Annotated in this window: 11 protein-coding genes; 8 read left to right on the plus strand and 3 right to left on the minus strand. The window is 58.7% G+C overall.

Features of this window, described 5'->3' with window-relative positions:
• Positions 1-59: 59 nt before the first annotated feature.
• The 3 genes from CJ255_RS17815 to CJ255_RS17830 all read right to left on the minus strand — a co-directional run bounded on the left by CJ255_RS17815 (position 60) and on the right by CJ255_RS17830 (position 5,362).
• On the minus strand, positions 60-1,295 hold the full coding sequence (locus tag CJ255_RS17815; RefSeq protein WP_097645448.1) for a glycosyltransferase family 4 protein: 1,236 nt from the start codon (positions 1,293-1,295) through the stop codon (positions 60-62).
• Positions 1,296-1,463: 168 nt separating this feature from the next.
• Positions 1,464-4,652 (minus strand): ArnT family glycosyltransferase, encoded by a 3,189-nt coding sequence (locus CJ255_RS24510; RefSeq protein ID WP_245863537.1) that lies wholly within the window; start codon positions 4,650-4,652, stop codon positions 1,464-1,466.
• On the minus strand, positions 4,652-5,362 hold the full coding sequence (locus CJ255_RS17830) for a metallophosphoesterase (protein ID WP_097645449.1): 711 nt from the start codon (positions 5,360-5,362) through the stop codon (positions 4,652-4,654). Before CJ255_RS17830 ends, CJ255_RS24510 begins: the two co-directional genes overlap by 1 nt.
• A gap of 275 nt (positions 5,363-5,637) precedes the next feature.
• Here CJ255_RS17830 and CJ255_RS17835 point away from each other — a divergent pair, with 275 nt between their 5' ends.
• From CJ255_RS17835 to rsmA, 8 genes are all read left to right on the plus strand, one after another.
• A complete protein-coding gene (locus CJ255_RS17835; RefSeq protein ID WP_097645450.1) occupies positions 5,638-6,330 on the plus strand; it encodes a hypothetical protein in 693 nt (230 codons plus the stop codon).
• A gap of 125 nt (positions 6,331-6,455) precedes the next feature.
• Positions 6,456-7,400 (plus strand): ABC transporter permease, encoded by a 945-nt coding sequence (locus tag CJ255_RS17840; RefSeq protein WP_124681999.1) that lies wholly within the window; start codon positions 6,456-6,458, stop codon positions 7,398-7,400.
• Positions 7,401-7,816: 416 nt separating this feature from the next.
• Complete coding sequence (locus CJ255_RS17845) at positions 7,817-8,902, plus strand: Mrp/NBP35 family ATP-binding protein (protein WP_097645451.1); 1,086 nt, start codon at positions 7,817-7,819, stop codon at positions 8,900-8,902.
• A 27-nt stretch (positions 8,903-8,929) separates the two neighbouring features.
• A complete protein-coding gene (gene moaA / locus CJ255_RS17850; protein WP_097645452.1) occupies positions 8,930-9,994 on the plus strand; it encodes a GTP 3',8-cyclase MoaA in 1,065 nt (354 codons plus the stop codon).
• A gap of 231 nt (positions 9,995-10,225) precedes the next feature.
• Entirely contained in the window at positions 10,226-11,278 is a 1,053-nt protein-coding gene (gene ruvB / locus CJ255_RS17855; protein WP_097645453.1) for a Holliday junction branch migration DNA helicase RuvB, read from the plus strand.
• 130 nt (positions 11,279-11,408) lie between these two features.
• Positions 11,409-12,338: a malate dehydrogenase gene (mdh, locus tag CJ255_RS17860; RefSeq protein WP_097645454.1), complete on the plus strand. Its 930-nt coding sequence runs from the start codon at positions 11,409-11,411 to the stop codon at positions 12,336-12,338.
• Positions 12,339-12,637: 299 nt separating this feature from the next.
• Positions 12,638-14,425, plus strand: coding sequence for a GAF domain-containing sensor histidine kinase (locus CJ255_RS17865; RefSeq protein WP_245863539.1), 1,788 nt, complete (start codon positions 12,638-12,640; stop codon positions 14,423-14,425).
• Positions 14,426-14,820: 395 nt separating this feature from the next.
• A complete protein-coding gene (rsmA, locus tag CJ255_RS17870; protein ID WP_097645455.1) occupies positions 14,821-15,684 on the plus strand; it encodes a 16S rRNA (adenine(1518)-N(6)/adenine(1519)-N(6))-dimethyltransferase RsmA in 864 nt (287 codons plus the stop codon).
• The last annotated feature ends 87 nt before the right edge of the window (positions 15,685-15,771 follow it).

A 15,771-nucleotide genomic window follows, 5' to 3' on the forward strand; every position in this document is an offset into this window, starting at 1 on the left:
CGGCTATCGGCTATCGGCTATCGGCTATCGGCTATCGGCTATCGGCTATCGGCTATCGGCTATCGGCTATCGGCTATAGCCTCCAGCACCGCCGCATACCTCCGTGCCGTCTGCTGCCAGGTTAATTCCTGCTCCACACGGACGCGGGCGGCGTGGCCGAGGCGCGTAGCCAGATCATGATCGGTGAGCAGACGCACCAACGCGGTGGCGAGACGCTCAGGGTTGCGTTCAGGCACAATCAGGCCATGGCACCCATCATCGAGGACATCAGGCACCCCGGCGACACGTGAGGCCACAATCGCCCGCCCCGCACCCATGGCTTCCAAGAGGGTGTTGGGCAGCCCGTCCACCCCGTCGCGCACAATCGGCAACGCGAAGACATCGGCGGCAGCGAGGTAGGCGGCGGTGCGCGTGCGCTCCAGTTGGCCCGTGAAGCGCACGCGCCCACTGATGCCCAAGGCGGCGGCCTGGGCTTCAAGGCTGGCCCGCAGATCGCCATAGCCTACAAGCACCAATGTTGCATCAGGACATGTACGCAACACCGTAGGCCATGCCTCCAGCAGCACGCCAAAGCCCTTTTTGGCTACCAAACGCCCCAGCCCTAGCACCACTGGCGCAGCGGCGGGGAGTCCCAATTCGTTGCGTACGGCAGCACGGGCATGGGGATCGGGGCGAAATTGGCCCACATCAACCCCATAGGGAATCACATGGCTTGTTGCTGGACGTGCGCCCAAGGCTAAGGCGCGGGCCCGCAGATCGCCACTACAGGCTGTCACGGCATCAGCCGCCCGCAGCGTCAGTGCCGCAACCAGCGCCAAAGCCCAGTGGCGCTCGGCGAGGTAGATGTCGCTGCCGTGGAGACTAACCACCAGCGGCAGGCCAAAGAGCGCCGCAGGCAAGGCGGCGGGCGGGCCATTGGGCAGCACCCAATGGGCATGTACAAGATCGTAGGCATGCCCCGCCCGTCGGGCCTGCTCCAACTCTGCCATAAGCGCTTGGGTTGCCGCCCCAAGGGCAAACGGCGCCGCCACCAGGGTGCGAAACTTCACCTGCGTATCACTGAAGAGCGACTGGGCATAGCCCCAGACATTCAGCGCCCGATGGGGCGCATAGCGGTAGACCCGCAGCCGGACAGCGCGCTCGACGGTAGCCCGCTGCAACTCGGGGTGGTAGGGCAGCAGCAAGGTCACCGCATGGCCACGCGCCGCCACGCCCGCCGCAATCTCTTCCATAAAGGGAGCGGTCGTCTCCCCAGGCCACTTCGGAAACGATGACGCCAGCATTAAAATACGCATGGGATTCTCATTAGATATTGTAGGGTGCGCGAGGAGGCTTGGTTCACTTGCAAACCTTAGAGGCTGTCTGAAACGTCTATGAACTGGCGTTGGAGTGCCGGCTTCAGCCGGCTAAAGCCGGCACTCCAACGCGTACCTACTAGTTTTTCAGACAGCTTCTTACAATATTTAGGGCGAAGCCCCTTGAGGAAAACGATAAATAAACGCCCGAAAATCTTCAGTCGGACTCGCATAAATCAACTCAAAGCCATCAATCACCTGGCCCACCTGATTACGGTGATCGAGCAATGGAGCGAGCAGGCGACCCGCATCACCCTTGACGCGCTGCTGGTTCTCTAGCACCAGATACTGGGCATTGTAGTGCTGCGCCAAGTAGAGCAGTAACTCCCGATCTCCGGTATTAGGAATCATCACCGCTGGACGTTCGGTATGCCAATGGAGCTGCCAGGGAATGCGGGTCATCACCACCGCCCCCGGCGTCGTATGCTGCGTTAGCCAAGCATAGGCATCAAGGTCAGGCTGCCAAATCGCAATCTCATCACGCACCTTTTGGGCAATATCGGGCCGCGAAAAACTCACAACCCCACTGATAAGCACGCCCACCAGAATCAGGCCCAACGGGGCCCAACGCCGATCCCCAAGCGCTGCCAGCGCATCATAGCCCGCCCAGAGCGCCCACGCGCCCAGCAGCGCCAGCCATGGAATCAGGATGACCCAATAGCGCTCTTCGTTGGTGCGCCAATAGGTGAGCATAAAGATCACATAGGGTGTATAGGTTGTGAGCAAAAGCCCCAAGATCCGCCGTCGGAAGCGCAATGCCCCTACGCAGCCAATCAGCGCCAGCCAAGCCCCAATAGGCGCAGCAATATTGCGCCGCTCATTGGCACTCACCAGCCCGTCAAGCGCCGCTGGCAACCCGTACCACACAGGTACGATATAGTCACGCAGCGCCATCACCTGCTGCTCAAACTTCTCCAATGTCTTATCAAAACCCCAGCGCAGAATCCAACTCCGGTCGGGTCGCCCCGGCCCCCCCAACTCAGGCACAAAGACGCGGTAAATCTCTTCCCAAGCATCGCCAGTATTACCGCGATAGCCCAAAACCCACGCATCATAGCTTTCGGTAGAATAGACCGGTTTGCCAAAGAGTGCCAGATTCCGCGCCAGATAGGGCGAAAGCACCACCAACGCAATGATTGTCCAGAGCGCCACCGGCGCTATCATGAGCCACACGCGCTGCGGCGTCAACGCGCGCAGCAACCCACGCCCCTCGGTGTGCCAGCGTTGCGCCAAAAACCAGAGCCCCATCCCCAAGGCCAGCATCGCCCCCGACGGCTTCTGCAACATCATCAACCCCGTCAGCACCCCCGCCAGCAGCAGGTAGCCGCGCGATGATAGCCGAGAGCCGAGAGCCGAGGATGCGGGAGGCGAGGATGCGGGAGGCGAGGATGCGGGAGGCGAGGATGCAGGAGGCGAGGAGCCGAAAACTGGGAATTGCTCCCTGTTCTCTGCCCCCTGTTCTCTGTTCTCTGTTCCCTGTTCTCTGCTCCCTGCTCCCTGCTCCCTGCTCCCTGCCCCCTGCCCCCTGCTCCCTGCCCCCTGCTCCCTGCTCCCTGCTCTCTGTTCTCTGTTCTTTACCCCCTGTTCTCTGTTCTCTGTTCTCTGTTCTTTACCCCCTGTTCTCTGTTCTCTGTTCTCCCCTCCCCCCACAGCCCGATAGAGACAATAGATCGCCCCTACACTAAAGACCACAAAGGCCAAATCGCTCGTCACATAGATCGTGAGGCGAAAAAAGAGGTAGTTGGTCAGCACAAAGATCGCGGCAGTCAGGCCCACGCGCCGATCCCAGAGGCGCGTACCGATCTGGTAGATCAGCACAAGGAGCAGAAGATTAAAGAGCAAATTTGGCAACTTTGCCGCCCACTCCTCAGGGCCAAAGAGCAGGAAAAAGGGCACAATCCAGACCGGCTGAAGCAACGGCCAGGTCTCTTGGGGGCGGGTGGTACCCTCAATGATATAGTAGAACTGGGTAACATAGTCTACCACCCAGCCACGCCCTTGGGCCAGATTGCGCGCAACCACCGCGTTATCGGAGTAGTCGGCGTGGCCAAGATAGGGCATGTAGGCCACCACCCAAGCCTGATAGCCAATCCAGATCAGCCCAAAGGCCCACAGCAGACCCAGCGAGCCACGGCGCGAGCCAATGAAGTTGACCATAGCATCGGCTAGGCGGGGCAACCCCTCGCGCCCAAGCACCAGCACCAACGCCAGCACGCCTGTACCGAGCAGCCCGTAGAGCAACGAGTCGGGAAAGGTCTGTACAAAGAGTGGCGACCCAACATTGCTCAACCAGCCCAACAGTTCGGCCAAGGCATAGCCAAAGAGCACCAGAGCCGCCGTCACCAGCCCATAGCCCAAAGCCAAGCCATAGGTAAAGCGGCGCACAAGAGCCCGCACCAGCAGCAGCAGGGGGCGACGCCAGGCCAACAGCAGCAGGAGCAACAGGAGCAGCAGGGCCACCTGCAGGATCGCCCCCATCCAGATGCGCGCCACTGCCAAGCCAATCCCGGCCAGCCCAACGCCCACCGTCGTCAGCCCATAGACAGCGGCGGTCTGCTGCACCCAACGGCTGACCAGCAGATAGAGCAGCAGCGCCCCTAGGGCCATCAGCCCCAGCGCACGCCATGCCGGAGGATAGAAGGTTAAGGTGGGCGCATCTTGCAGCGCCTGAAGCCGCACCTCAGCGAGACGGATGCCTTTGGGACGCGGATCCACCCCGAACGAGGCGGTATCAGTAAAGGTATGATCCACCTCAAGATCGAGGGTCAAATCAGCGCCAGTACGGGCCGTTGCAGGCAGCCGCAGTTCATAACTGGCCCACGCACTGGTCGGTTGAAAACTGCCGAGCAGCGTCCCATCGGCAAGCACCGCGACCGTCGGCTGGGCTACGGGGGCATCCAGCACATCGTCGGGCCAGCCCTGCACCAGTAGGGTAAGCTTCAGATCGGCCCCGCTGCCAAGGTTGGGCAACACCACCCGCGCATGCTGCCGGGTCCAGCGACTACGCCCCGTTGGCGAGCCAGGCGTCAGATCATCGGCAAAAAAATCGCCGCGCAGCACCGCATCGGCCCCAAGGCCAGACGTAGTACCTAAAAAGAGCCGGTCACCCAACCAGCCAACCGCGACACGCCCGGAGGCCGGATTCTGGTAGGCCATAAGCCCTACCAACAGACTCAGCAGCAACACAACCAAGAGCGAAGTCACCAAATCAAAGCTACGACGTTGCATCACTACTGGTACCAACTGCGTCTGCCTACGCTCCAGCGCGTCCGATTGAGATTCAATAAGGCTTACCATCACAATAATCCACGTACCGCCACCGGCCCAAATTGCACAAAATCAGCCGAGGTTAACTGGTACGAAATACCATCCACTATGCGATTAACAGCATGCTCATGGTCTTGACGCCGGTGCAGATGGCCATAGATGCAGGCACGCACACCAGGGCAGGCGGCAATCCGATGGACAAACTCGGTTGGCTGTTGGGTAAAGAAGGGCGGATAGTGCAGCATCACAATAATCGGCTTCTGTCCGGCGGCCAAACTGGTGGCATGTGCCAAAGCACGCTCAAGCATGCCCAATTCGCGCAGATAGATCGGCTCGTCGGTTGCGGGGGTATACCCTGGCACCTCCGGCGTAATCCAGCCCCGCGTCCCACAGACAACCGCAGTGCCTAGATCACAAGCATCAGCACCAAGCAGCGTCAACGAAGGCGGCAGATGAGGGCGCAGCGGACGTACCCGCCGCGAACACCAATAATCATGGTTGCCACGAATCAACACCTTACGCCCAGGCAGGGCATCAATCCAGCGCAAATCCAACAACGCATCGGGCAATTTCATCGCCCACGAGATGTCGCCCGCCACCAGCACCCAGTCATCCGCAGCCACCCGCGCACGCCACGCCGCCGCAATACGCTCGGCATGGTCTTTCCAATGGGGCCCAAAAATATCCATCGGCTTAGGCCGAGCATGGGAAAGGTGAAGGTCTGAGATGGTCCAGATCATGGTGTGTGGCTCTCTGCTTTCGCTCCGCGCATCATAGCAGTCTCGTGAGGCTGTGGCAAATTGAATGTTGTTGACGTAGCCCTAAGAAGCTGTCTGAAAAGCCGGAGGGCACACGCTGGAGTTGCCGGCTTTAGCCGGCTAAAGCCGGCACTCCAACGCCAACCCATAGACTTTTCAGACAGCCTCTAAGCAACTTGCGAAATTCTCGTGACATATATACAATAAGCGTTACAATAGGGTTGGCTTCGTTATCTGAGCAGACAGGAGCGAACGAGATGGGTTACACGATTCCGTTGGCGTTGCAGGACTACATGACGGTTATCTTCTCCGGTTTTGCGTTGGCGCTACTCACCCGCATGACGTGGCAGATTGATGAAAAACTGGGGCGTATGGCCCTGATTGGCATGGTGCTCGCGCTGGTTGGTGGAACCCTCAAAGCTACGGGCAAACTGATTCTCGCGGCAAATGGCCCAGATATTGTCTTTATGAACCGTGGCCTCTTTGCTTTTGTGGCCCCCGGCTTTACCCTTGTAGCCTGGGCGCTCTACCAGGTACGTCGCAAGTTCCGCAACCAGCCCCCGCTCAAGAACCCCTGGCTCGTGCCGCTGGTGGTCATTGCTATCTTTGCAGCCATCTCGTCCATCATTGCGCTGAACGGTGGCCCTTGGCGCGTGCCGCTGATCCTGCTCGCCACCATCTCGAACATTGGTCTGCTTGGCATGCTCGTCCTCGCCTCCTTCGGGCGCAAGATGTGGCTCACCGGGTCGCTCTTCCTTGGCACCATTGTCATTGTGCTGATTATGTCGCAGATGGCTGAAATCCCCAACCCGGCTATCTCAACTGTCTGGTTCATGCAACTCAGCCAGACCTTTGCCCAGATGCTCTTCACTATTGGGGCTTGGCAGTATGGCAACTTTATGCTCAACAGTTACCGTGAGCAAAGGATGGTGGTTGCGCAACCAACGTAAGTACAGACATTCACTCGTTGGGCAGCTTCGCTGCGATACGATGCGGGGGCGGCAATTCCGCCCCCGCATAGCTTTGCCTGTTGATTTTCGTTGCCAAACAGCAACAGGTGTGTAAAGATACAACTATGAAACTCCTCGCCAACCCTGTACTGACCCGCGAATTGCGCGGGCGCATCCGTGGCAAACGCGCCTTAGCCATGTTGGTGGTCTATCTCAGCATCATTGCGGTTGTCACCCTGCTGATCTATATGGCCGTAGCAAGTTCCTTCCGCCACGGCATCAATGATCCCGCTGCGGGGCCGGGGCGCGAGGTGGGCAAGGCGATCTTCTTCACGGTGATGATCGTGAGTCTTATTCAGGTCTGTATCATTACCCCCTCACTCACAGCAGGTGCTATTTCGGGCGAACGTGAGCGGCAGAGCTATGATCTGCTCATGACCACGCTGCTCTCACCGCTTCAGATTGCACTGGGCAAACTCACGTCAGCCTTAGCCTTTGCGCTGCTCCTGATCTTTGCCGCCCTACCTATGGCAGGGCTCTCTTTCCTCTTTGGGGGCGTGAGCGGCATGGAGTTGCTGATCGGCATCGCTGGCCTAGTCGTCACCGCGATCTGTTATGCCACCGTTGGCCTCTTCTGGTCAAGTGTGATGCGGACTACCCTTGCGGCAACCGTTATGGCCCAGGGCAGCGTGATCCTGATATTGCTGGCGGTTCCCTTTATCCTCACGATTAGCACGATTTTACTCGATCCGGTGATCAACTTTGATAGCCCGCTCTTTATCTATAGCATGGGCTTTATCCTGTGTCTCCACCCCTTCATTGCCCTCGGCGCAAGCGCCGTGATGCTCGGTGAAGGCGAGGGGCCGTTCTACTTCACAATGACTTCAACCCAAGGCGATCTGTTGGTGCCTGCACCCTGGCTGGCCTATATTGCAATCTCGCTGGTACTGACGCTGATCTGTCTGGCTCTGGCAGTCCGCATGCTCCAGCCAGGGCGCAGCGAGCGCGTGGCCAAAGCCAAACGCCCCAAACAGGCCCAAGCAGAGAGCGGGTGGGAACGCGAGGGATAACTTCAAGCGCAAGGAACGCCGCAAAAGAGCGCAAAGGAACGCACAAAAACAGCGTTGCCTGCGCCCCTCTCCCACGTTGTGGGAGAGGCGGTGCCCGGTTGGTGAGCCTGCCGAACCAGAGCTTGCCGAACCAGAGCCTGTCGAACCAGAGCCTGTCGAAGGGGGTAGGGGTGAGGGCCATCCAGGGCATCCCAAAGCCCTAGCGGTCGCTACAGCGGCAAACGTTCTAAACCATCAACTGTGTAGTTTTTGCGTTATTGCCAATTACCCTTGAACATCCCGCACAATCAAGAACGCTCAAGCTCTTTGGGATGCCATGTTCGGCAATCTACAATCTGAAATCTACAATCTACAATCGGAAATGGTATTATACTAGATCATATCAGACAACTATGCTAGGATTGGAGTAGCGTGCTATGGGTCTCTCTTCGCGCGATGTGCAGGTCACCGAGCAGCAGGTGCTGAACGCCCTCAGCCAAGTGCAAGAGCCGGAGTTGGGTGGTGATCTCGTTTCGCGGCGTATGATCAAGGATGTGCAGGTTGACGGCGGTCGTGTCAGTTTTACAGTGGAATTGACCACGCCCGCATGCCCGTTGAAGGATCAGATTCGCGCCGAGGCTGAGGCGGCGGTCGCCGCAGTGCCGGGGGTTGAAACGGTGCTGCTGGAGTTTAGCGCCAATACCCGCCAGCACGCCGGTCTGCCGGAACAAGCCCCGATTCCTGGCGTCTCCAATGTGTTGGCGGTCGCCGCTGGTAAGGGCGGGGTGGGCAAGAGTACCGTTGCGGTCAATCTGGCGGTGGCCCTCGCCCAAGAGGGGGCCAGCGTTGGGTTGCTCGATGCCGATGTCTTTGGCCCTAGTCTCCCATTGATGCTGGGCATCAACGGCCAGCCCCAGGCGGTGCAGAATGAGCAGGGCAAGGCTATGATCCTGCCGCTTGAGGGCCATGGCATTAAGCTCATGTCGGTGGGCTTTATGATTGATGAGAACCAGCCGGTGATCTGGCGCGGCCCTATGGCCAGCCAGTTGCTGCGCCAGTTTCTCTATGATGTGGCATGGGCACCGCTCGACTACCTGATCATTGATATGCCGCCCGGCACCAGCGACATTGCGCTCACTCTTGCGCAGAGCTTGCCGCTCACCGGCAGCCTGATTGTCACGACGCCCCAAGCGGTGGCTACCACCGATGTGATCAAGGCGATGGAGATGCTCAAGAAGGTCAATGTCCCACTGCTCGGCATTGTTGAAAACATGGCCTACTTTGTTGCGCCAGATACGGGCACACGCTACGATATTTTTGGTAGCGGCGGCGCTGAACGGCTCTCGACGCAACTTGGCGTGCCGCTGCTGGGCCAGATTCCTCTGGGCATGGCTGTGCGCGCCGGGGGCGATAGTGGCAACCCCGCAGTGAGCAACGCTGCTCCCGATGCCTACGCCGAAACCTTCCGCCAAGTGGCGCGCCAACTCGCCGCCCGCATTTCGGTGCTGAAGTTTGTGCAATAATTCACACTGAAATAACCGAGGATCACAATGAACCGTGATCACCCAATGGCGGGTACCGTCCCCATTACCCTCTTTGAAGCAGCGAGCATGCCCCATTACGCTACGCACCAGCCTGCATGCGATAGCTTTGGGCGACGGATTGATTACCTGCGCATCTCATTGACCGACCGCTGCAATATGCGTTGCGTCTACTGTATGCCTGTTGTGGGCATGCAGTTTGCGCCGCGTCCGGAGTTGTTGACCAACGCGGAATTACTGCGCGTGGTACAGGCTGCTGCTACGGCGGGTTTTCGGAAGCTGCGGCTTACTGGCGGTGAACCAACGCTGCGTCAAGACCTCGTGGAGTTGATCCGAGCAATGAAGGCGCTGCCTGGCATTGAGCATATTGCGATGACCTCCAATGCGTTACGTCTGCGCCATCAAGCTCACCAGTTGAAAGCCGCAGGGCTTGATCGGGTCAACATTAGCATTGATAGCCTCGATCCGCTCAAGTTCCGTCAGATCAGCTATGGCGCTAACCTCGACGATGTCTGGGCCGGTATTGAAGCCGCCAATGCTGCCGGTCTGCACCCCATCAAGCTCAATGCGGTGATTGTACGTGGCCTGAACGATGATGAAGTGGTTGCGTTAGCCTCCCTCACCACCCGCTACCCCTGGGAACTACGCTTCATCGAAGTCATGCCGCTCTCTGGTGTCGCCAACCTCGCCGAAGATGGCGTGGTGAGTACCAGTGAATTGATCGCACACATCGAAGCCCACTTTGGCCCGTTGCAACTTGAAGAACACCATGCCGCCGACCCAGCGCGCTGCTATCGCATTCCTGGTGCCCCTGGCAAACTCGGCTTCATCAGCGCCGTCACCGATCCCTTCTGTGACACATGCAACCGTATGCGCCTCACTGCCGACGGACGCCTGCACCTCTGCCTCCTGCGCGACAACGAAGTGGATCTGCGGGCCGCCCTCCGCAATGGAGCCAGCCAAGCCAAACTTGAGCAGATCATCCGCCATGCAGTCTATCTGAAACCCTGGGGCCACGGCCTGCCCGAAGGCGTCTTGCCCACCCTACGCGGCATGTCAGAGTTGGGGGGCTAGGCCAAGCTACGCCTTCCGACAGAGGTTTGGGGGCACAGCCCATACGCCTTATGTTCGCCTCCGGCGGGGGGTTGGGGGAGGCTTCGCCTCCCCCAAGAAAACTCTTGTTGTTCTGTTGTGGCGGCAAAGCCGCCACAACAGAACAAAAAACGGGGTTTGGGGCGTAGCCCCAACCTACAAGCCGATACGGTATAATGCAAAGCGGCAAGAACACACCCGTGCGGAGCAACCATGGAAGATGATGAGCGACTGGTAAGCCCTAAGCCTGCGAATGACGACCAACAGGTCGAAAAGAGCCTACGTCCCCGCAATCTGGCCGAATTCATCGGTCAAGAAAAGGTGGTCGCGCAACTCCGCATCGCCATCAGCGCCGCCCGTGGGCGCGGTGAGCCGCTTGACCATACGCTCTTCTATGGGCCGCCTGGTTTGGGTAAGACCTCGCTCTCCAATGTGATTGCCAACGAGATGGAGGTGAAGATTAAGGTCACCAGTGGCCCTGCCATCGAGCGCGCTGGCGATCTTGCCGCTATTCTGACCAATCTGCAAAAGAATGACATCCTCTTCATCGATGAAGTTCACCGGCTCAACCGCGTGGTTGAGGAGGTTCTCTATCCGGCTATGGAGGATTTTGCACTCGATCTGATTGTGGGCAAAGGGCCAAGTGCGCGCAGTTTGCGCCTGAAGTTGCCACGTTTTACGGTGGTAGGCGCAACCACCCGCTTGGCGCTGCTCACCTCGCCCCTGCGCGACCGCTTCGTTGCCCCCCATCGCCTCGAATTCTACTCCGATACCGCCATGTGCGAGATCGTAGCCCGTTCAGCGGGAATCCTGGGGGTAAGCATCAGCGACGATGCAGCGCTTGAGTTGGGCCGTCGCGCCCGTGGCACCCCCCGTATTGCCAATCGGCTCCTGCGCCGCGTGCGCGACTATGCCCAAGTGGTTGCCGAAGGCCCGATTGACCTAGCAGTAGCCCGTACCGCATTGCAACAACTCGAAGTTGACGATCTGGGCCTAGACGAGAATGATCGCCGCCTGCTACGGGCGATCATCGAACTCTTCAACGGTGGCCCGGTTGGCCTCTCGACCCTTGCCGCCGCCTTGGCCGAAGAGGTAGACGCGATTGAGGATGTCTACGAGCCTTTCCTGCTGCAACTTGGCTTCCTCCAGCGCACTCCCCGTGGTCGCGTCGCCACCCGCCGCGCCTATGAACACCTCGGCCTTACGTGGATCGATGGCCCCAATGGAAGCGCTGAACAAGGCCCAAACCAAAACCGTCTGTTTTAGGGTCTGCGACTCAGTATGCTAATATGCTACAATACGCTATGGTGTAGCATATTGCGGTAGTCTACCACGTCCATGCTGAACCGCAAACACCAACCTGATGCCCACAATGTTATGTATGAGGAGGCCGCTTATGCGGAAGAAGATCAGTATCATTGGTTCCGGATTCGTTGGATCAACCACTGCCCACTGGTGTGCCGCTGCTGAACTGGGTGATATTGTGCTGCTCGATATTGTTGAGGGTATCCCGCAAGGTAAAGCCCTCGATCTCTACGAGGCCGCACCAGTGATGGGCTACGATGCGCGGGTGGTGGGCACCAACGACTATGCCGATACCGCCAACTCCGATGTGATTGTCATTACTTCCGGGGCACCGCGTAAACCCGGCATGAGCCGCGAGGATCTGATCAAAGTCAATGCGGACATTACGCGCAGTTGTGTCTCCAGTGCCGCGCCCCTTTCGCCCAACGCGATCATTATTATGGTCAATAATCCGCTCGATGCCATGACCTATGTCGCCGCTGAGGCGAGTGGCTTCCCCAAAGAGCGCGTGATGGGCCAGGCTGGCGTGCTTGATAGCGCCCGCTATCGTACCTTCATTGCCATGGAGACGGGGGTGAGTGTTGAGGACATCCAGGCAATGCTGATGGGTGGCCACGGTGATGAGATGGTTCCTCTGCCACGCTTCTCCACCATTGGCGGTATCCCAGTGACCGAGTTCATTGGCCCGGAGCGCCTAGCTGCCATTGTGGATCGTGCCCGCAAGGGTGGCGGCGAGATTGTCAATCTGCTCAAGACCGGCAGTGCCTACTATGCCCCCGCTGCTGCTACCGCCCAGATGGTTGAGGCAGTACTCAAGGACAAGAAGCGTGTCATTCCCGTTGCTGCCTACCTCACCGGCCAGTACGGGTTGAACGACATCTACTTCGGTGTTCCCGTGATCCTTGGGGCTGGTGGCATCGAGAAGATCATTGAGCTGCCGCTCAATGAAGAGGAAATGGTTCTGCTCAACAAGTCCGCTGAAGCGGTACGCTCGACGCTTGACACCTTGAAGACGCTGTAGGTTTTTCGTTGGGAGATGGTTTCAGAAAGACGCTTGTAGCTTTACCGTCGTAGTGCCCTGAAACCATCCCTCAGAAGCTGTCTGAAAAGTCCATGAACTGGCGTTGGAGTGCCGGCTTCAGCCGGCTAAAGCCGGCACTCCAACGCGTGTCCACGAGCTTTTCAGACAACCTCTTAGCGCGAAAAAGTTCTGGGCCGCGCCGCTTGGTTTCGACATGCTGGCTTCGACAAGCTCAGCCACCGAGCCAGCGGCGCGGTGGCTGAGCTTGTCGAAGCCAGCATGCGACCATATAGAAATCGGTGAACATAACTACTTCAACCAATACCCCAACGGTGTCGAATCAGCCCCAAACCAATACCTGGCGCATGCTCGGCGGCGAGCGCTTCTATACCTTAGCGCGCTGGATTACCCTGCTTTTGCTCTTTGCGATTACGAGCTTCCTGACCGAGGGTGCGCTCTGGCCGGTGAGTATCGCGAGTCCTCCGCTGGTGATTGTGCTGTGGGCCTATGTTGCCTTTGGTGTGTTGGCAACCCTGCTCATCTTTATCCCTGCGGTGTTGCCGCTGCTGAGCTATGCCTATGTTGTGGATTTGGCCTTTATTTCGCTCATGACCTTCTTTGGCGGCGAGAGTACGGTTGTCTTCTTTCCGCTCTTTCTGCTGCCGCTGATCAATGCCGCTGTGCGCCAACCACCCATGATGAGCCTCGCCTCTGGGGTGTTGGCCGCTGGGTTCTATAGCATCGCCTTTATCGCATGGCATATCATTCTTGCGCCTGGGATCGAATTTGAAGCCCTTGATGGTGTGGCAATGGGGCTGCGGGCGCTAACGCTCACCCTTGTGCCTTGGGTGACCAGTGGCCTCACTGAGCGCTGGAGTGAGAGTAATCGTGCGAGTGTTGAACTGGCCCGCCAAGAGGCTGAACAGGCGCTCAATGATGCCCGTGCCTACCGCGACCAGATGCGCTCACTCTATGAGGTGGCCTATACCCTCGCAACGACGGTTGACTATCGCCAAGTTCTTGAATCAACGCTGCGTGAGAGCCGTAAGCTCGTGCCCTTTACGACTGGCTTTGTGCTGCTTTCAAGCGAAGAGGCCGATACGCTCTCTGTGGCTGCCAGTGAGTCGCTTGATGCCAACGACCAGAGCCTTCAGCTTACGGTGAACGCCGGGATTGCGGAGGTGTTGCGCGGCTCGGAGGCGCGGGTGGTGGTACCTAGCCAAGAGCCCGACCTCGCTCGTTTTAGTACGTTGCAGCGCTGCACCCGCGCATGCCTTGTGCCGCTGCGTGCCAATCTGCGGAGCTATGGCATGATGGTGGTGGCAATTGATACCCCCGGCTCCTTTACCGGCGAGCAGATTGACCATCTGACCACCCTGGCTAACTATGCGATTATTGCGCTGCAGAATGCACAACTGATCTTTGATCTCAAAGAGGAGCGCAATAAGCTCATCTCGAAAGAAGAGGTCGTGCGCCACCAACTCGCCCGCGACCTGCACGATGGCCCAGCCCAAGCCCTCGCGGCCCTGACCATGAACATTGAGTTCATTAAGCGCCTGCTTGAACGCGATCCCTCACGGGTGATCGAAGAACTCGATAAGATGAGTGCCCTGTCAAAACGGACGACCTACGAGGTGCGGACCATGCTCTTTGAGCTGCGCCCCCTCGTGCTAGAGACCCAAGGGCTGCGGGTGACGCTCGAACAGTACCTTGAACGTTTCCAGAATAACAACGCTGGAACAAAGATTGTCTTGGAGGGCTCTGATGTTGAGGATGTCCACCTTGAAACCAAGACCGAAGGGACGCTCTTCAACATCATTCAAGAGGCGGTCAACAATGCGTTGAAGCACGCCCGCGCCAAGCATATCTGGATTCGCCTGCGGCGTGAGGGCAAAAATCTGCTGACGGTTGTGCAAGACGACGGCGCTGGCTTTGATCTCCAGGGCGTCTTGCGTAGCTACGAGAAGCGCGGCTCCTTCGGCTTGCTCAACATTGACGAACGGGCACGCTTGGTAGGCGGGAATGCCGAGCTTGAATCCGAGCCCGGCAAGGGCACCAAGGTGACAATTCTTGTGCCTTTGGAGTAGTAATACCAAATCCGATAGCCGATAGCCGATAGCTGAAAGCCGGACATGGCGTCTCAGGGAAGCAGAAATTTTCAAGTATCCCAGCAGCCTGTCATGCTGAATAGTCCATGGGCGGGCATCGTAGTGCCGACTTATGGTCTTCCAGTAAATAATCCGCTAACCAGACCTCGCAGATCTGGCATATCTATCAGGTCTAGTCCGTGCCGCGACACCGGATTAATTTCTGGAAGACCATTAGTCGGCATCCGGGGGGGGGGGGCGGCGACCTCTTTACTGTCGTAGTGCCGACTTTAGTCGGCATCCGGGGGGGCGGCGACCTCAGCCGACTAAAGGTAGCCTGAAACCATCCCTAACAACCTATTTCCTATTTCCTACTTTCTATTTCCTCCTTCCTCATGACAAATCCCTACCTCAGCCCGCAGCGTGTGCGTGCGGCCCTACGGGCGCTTGAGCTACGTCCAACCCGTGGCATGGGCCAGAACTTCTTGGTGGACGGCGAGGCGCTGGCCAGGATTGTGGCCGCCGCCGAGCTTAGCCCCAACGATCTTGTGGTGGAAGTGGGGCCAGGCTTGGGGGTGCTTACCTGGGAACTGACCCAACGCGCTGAGCATACCGTCGCAGTTGAACTCGACCGCCGCCTCGCAGCACGCCTGCGCGATGAATTCCGTAGCGCCCCGCTCAGCATTGTGGAGGCCGATGTGCTGCGGGTGGCTCCCGCTGAATTACTGGCGGCAGCGCAAACGTTGCAACGCCCCTACAAACTGATCGCCAACCTGCCCTACGCCATCACCTCAGCCGTCCTGCGCCACTTCCTTGAGGCCAGCCATGCCCCTGAACTCAGCGTCCTCCTCGTGCAATGGGAGGTCGCACAGCGCATTACGGCCACACAAGGTAACCTGAGCATCCTGGCCCACTCGGTGCAACTCTACGCCGAAGCGGAGCTCGTAGCCCAAGTTCCAGCCAGTAGTTTCATTCCCGCACCCGCCGTCGCCTCGGCCATTCTGCGCCTCCGCCGCCGCCCCGCGCCCGCCGTTGTCGTAGACGATGTAGACCAACTCTTTCGCATCATCAAAGCGGGCTTCCACCAGGCACGCAAACAACTTGGCAACGCACTACCAAGTGGCCTCGCCGCCCAAGGCCGCCCAGTGAGCCGCGCCCAAGCTCTCGCCGCCCTCGCCGCCGCTGGCGTAAGCCCACAGCAACGCGCCGAAACGGTGAGCTTAACGCAATGGGCGGAGATCTATCGGGCTTTGGGGTAATACCAAATCCGATAGCCGATAGCCGATAGCTGAAAGCCGGACATGGCGTCTCAATGCGCTTGAATGTCATGAGGCATGCGGCCTGTT

Source organism: Candidatus Viridilinea mediisalina (assembly GCF_002532535.1).
Lineage (GTDB): Bacteria > Chloroflexota > Chloroflexia > Chloroflexales > Chloroflexaceae > Viridilinea > Viridilinea mediisalina.

Coding starts and splice junctions, on each gene's coding strand:
- CJ255_RS17815 (WP_097645448.1), bottom strand. CDS start 1,295: ATGCGTATTTTAATGCTGGCGTCATCGTTTCCGAAGTGGCCTGGGGAG.
- CJ255_RS24510 (WP_245863537.1), bottom strand. CDS start 4,652: ATGGTAAGCCTTATTGAATCTCAATCGGACGCGCTGGAGCGTAGGCAG.
- CJ255_RS17845 (WP_097645451.1), top strand. CDS start 7,817: ATGGGTCTCTCTTCGCGCGATGTGCAGGTCACCGAGCAGCAGGTGCTG.
- CJ255_RS17830 (WP_097645449.1), bottom strand. CDS start 5,362: ATGATCTGGACCATCTCAGACCTTCACCTTTCCCATGCTCGGCCTAAG.
- ruvB (WP_097645453.1), top strand. CDS start 10,226: ATGGAAGATGATGAGCGACTGGTAAGCCCTAAGCCTGCGAATGACGAC.
- rsmA (WP_097645455.1), top strand. CDS start 14,821: ATGACAAATCCCTACCTCAGCCCGCAGCGTGTGCGTGCGGCCCTACGG.
- CJ255_RS17840 (WP_124681999.1), top strand. CDS start 6,456: ATGAAACTCCTCGCCAACCCTGTACTGACCCGCGAATTGCGCGGGCGC.
- moaA (WP_097645452.1), top strand. CDS start 8,930: ATGAACCGTGATCACCCAATGGCGGGTACCGTCCCCATTACCCTCTTT.
- mdh (WP_097645454.1), top strand. CDS start 11,409: ATGCGGAAGAAGATCAGTATCATTGGTTCCGGATTCGTTGGATCAACC.
- CJ255_RS17835 (WP_097645450.1), top strand. CDS start 5,638: ATGGGTTACACGATTCCGTTGGCGTTGCAGGACTACATGACGGTTATC.